Here is a 3,257-nt window from a genome sequence, read left to right as displayed (position 1 = left end):
TAAATTCCCATACACGTTTATCTAAGGTTGCATCTAGGCTAAATAGCGGGAAGTCATCAAAACGCCACAACGTATCTAGTTGGCCTTTTTGGGTCAACGTTAGCTTGTCCATCTTTAAAGTGTGTTGCTGCGGGAGATCTTTATCCAGCGCTGGAAGTTTAATGTTAATTTCACCTAGCTCAATCATGGGTAATTTGGCGAGGTTGAGTTGCATTGCCGCTGGAGAGTCTTCTGTTTGTTGTGATTGACGAATGAAAAAGCTGTCACCTAAATCAACATAAACACTCTTAGTTTTGATGCTAACAATATCATCGGCGTTGATTTGTTGGTTTTTAAGAATTTGTAGGCTGTCGCGCAGCTCAAGATTGAACTCTTGGATAGCGATATGGCTATCTTCAATTTTTAAGATCAATTTTGGTATCCGAATATGATTAAATGAGACATATTCGGCATCAAAATTAAGTACTTCTATGTGATTGTCGGCCAATAAGTTGTTGAGTATTTTGACCGTAAGAGGTTTTGCATTTTCGATAATAACCCACACTAAAGCGACCGTAAAAAACAGCACAAAGAGTAAAATCTTGTTAAGGGTCGATATGCGCAATAGTGACTCGCTTTACATTTTGTTGTTCATTGATAACGATGGCCCGTTAATAATGTAGCTGTTGTCTAAGATTGATTAGCATCACTCATGGTAATAACTCTATTCATTATCTGATCACCAACCAGATAAATTATCGGTAAGCGATTGTTGATTAAACGCCACATTAGATAAAATAATTGAATGGTAAACAATCAATTAGGCCAATGAACAGATAGTCGTTTAATGTTATACACACTAAAAATATAACGTTATGAAACTAAAAATGTTAATTAGCTTAGCATGGTATTAGCAGCAGATTGTTAAAATATAATACATTATTAATCTAGGTTTTATGTAGTGTTAATCCTAATAAAAAAGGCGCTTATTAGCGCCTTTCATCTATGTGAACATTTAAGATAATAAGTTTGACGTTATTTATCCCAGTAATGGTTCTACAACCATATGTTCTAACTCAATCGGTGCGATTGCATGCAGAGCATCCATAGCAGCACCTACCAAGGTGATTTTTCCTACTGATGATTCGACTAATACCGCACGCTTTATTTCACTGTACTGGCGGTTATGGCGGATTAAATTGGATAATGCCATTTGCATCGGCTGCATTGATGGATTAAATGCCGCGCTTTCAGCATAACGACCACAAAAAGTAGCGCCATCATTGGTTTCTAGCACAACAGCTGCATTGCTATTAGTGTATGGCGCGTAACTGAGGCCCATTTGATCAATGGCTTCAATGATCATTGGGTCGTCCGAGTCACAATTAAACTCTTGCTCGCGTTTACATAATAGTGGCACGGTTACATCTAAGTCTGCTGGTCCAAACGCATAAGGTAAATAATGCGCTAATGTTTGAATTTCTTGATTTGGCAGATGAATATTAATTTTACTGCCATTGACCAGTTCGTTCATAAATTGACGACAATGACCACAAGGGCTGAAGTTAACAATGATATCAACAATTTCTGTTTCACCACTTAACCAAGCATGACTGATGGCACTTTGTTCAGCATGAACACTGTGAAATAATGCTTCACCGGGTAACTCTAAATTAGCACCCATGTACAAATCGCCACTGCCAGCTTTTGCTATCGCGCCGACATAGAATTCACTTATTGGTGGGTTAGCGAGTGCTGCGGCAATAGGTAATAAATCCATTAGCACTTGTTGCTCTGTTTTACCACTTGCTTTAACTAGGCCAGCAAATTGACTTGCATCAATATGACCACAAAATTGGTCATGTAATAATGGTACAAGTGCATTGGCCAGTGGCTTGTCTAGTTGAGTAATGCTGTCTAAAAAACGATTTTGCATTCCCTTAATCCTTAGATGAAATAAATTGGGTAAAAATAAAATTTACTATAATGACTGTAAATATTGATATAGGGCTTTTAATAGCTTTTGTTTGTGCTCATTCTCGCTGGTTTCTTCGACCAGGTTTTCGAGTTTAATCACATAATCGGCATCCGATAAGCGTTGTTGACAAAAATCACGCCATTTACGGGCTTCACTGTCGCTTAATGTTTCTGGATAATTACGAGCCCTAAAACGAAATAGCATCTCATTGATCCGTGGATCATCAAATTGCAATGCCAAAGCCGCTAGATTATGTGGTGCTGTATGGCAAATAATGTCCATTTTTGTTTTATCAGCATGGCTGAAAAATCCACCGCTATAAAGCATTAAATCAGGATCGGTAATGGGTTTACGATCTGATTCAAGTTCAAACACTTGGTTGAGCTTTTCTCGCAATTCTGGATGGTTTTTTAAGCGTTTATATTGCTCACGAGCAAAAGCTTTATCAAACTGTAATTTTTCAGCAACCTCGTCGTCAAGTAATTTTGGCGAACCGATAAAAGGACACTTGTTAAGGTGGATCTGTTTTAGAGGGATTGCGAGCTCATTTTCAGCTAAATTATGACGAGATGTATACATACGGTCGTTTATTTCTTGAGCTGATAATTCCAATAATGGCGAGATGTCCATGGCCAAATTAATGCAGATGACTGCATTTTTATTAGTGGGATGATACGCGACCGGCGCAATTAACGTAGTGCAGCCTTGTAGCGCACTAATTTTTGAACTGACATGAACCAAAGGTTGCATTTTGAGGACGTCAATATGGTCAGCAACCGCTTGTTTTCGCCTTAAGTTAAAATAATATTCGTACAGCTTGGGTTGTTTTTGCTTTATCAATTTAGCCATTGCAATAGTGGCATAAACATCTGACATAGCGTCATGGGCTTTTTCATGACTTAAGCCATTTGCTTGAGTGAGCAACTCGAGCTTGAAACTCGGTGAGCCATCTTCTTTCTTTGGCCAATTAATTCCGTCTGGACGAAATGCATAGCAAGCTCTGACTAAATCAATGATATCCCACCGAGAATTACCATTTTGCCATTCTCGTCCATAGGGATCGATAAAATTACGATAGAAACCATAACGACTGACCTCATCATCAAAACGTAATGAGTTATAGCCCACAACACAGGTGTTGGGTTGACCAAATAACGTATTGATGCGTTTCATGAACTCAGCTTCTGGTACACCCTTAAGGTTAGCCAGTTGCGGAGTAATACCTGTAATTAATATGGCTTCGGGAGACGGTAAGTAGTCTGGTGCGAGTTTGCAATAAAAGGTCTCAGGTTCACCGATA

3 protein-coding genes are annotated in these 3,257 nt (G+C 38.7%); all 3 read right to left on the bottom strand.

Going from position 1 to position 3,257, the window contains the following annotated elements; translation table 11 throughout:
• A partial coding sequence (locus H5202_RS19510) for an intermembrane phospholipid transport protein YdbH family protein (RefSeq protein WP_182773528.1) occupies positions 1-604 on the bottom strand: 604 nt, incomplete at its 3' end.
• Between the two features lie 414 nt (positions 605-1,018).
• Entirely contained in the window at positions 1,019-1,915 is an 897-nt protein-coding gene (gene cdd, locus H5202_RS19505) for a cytidine deaminase (RefSeq protein WP_182773527.1), read from the bottom strand.
• Positions 1,916-1,960: 45 nt separating this feature from the next.
• Positions 1,961-3,257, bottom strand: a 1,297-nt coding sequence (gene sbcB / locus H5202_RS19500) for an exodeoxyribonuclease I (RefSeq protein WP_182773526.1), incomplete at its 5' end; no start/stop codon positions are given.

This window comes from Shewanella sp. SG41-4, assembly GCF_014164505.1.
In the GTDB taxonomy this organism is placed as follows: Bacteria; Pseudomonadota; Gammaproteobacteria; order Enterobacterales; family Shewanellaceae; genus Shewanella.
The sequence above is the reverse complement of the archived record's forward strand: the minus strand, read 5'-3'. Positions and strand labels throughout refer to the sequence as shown.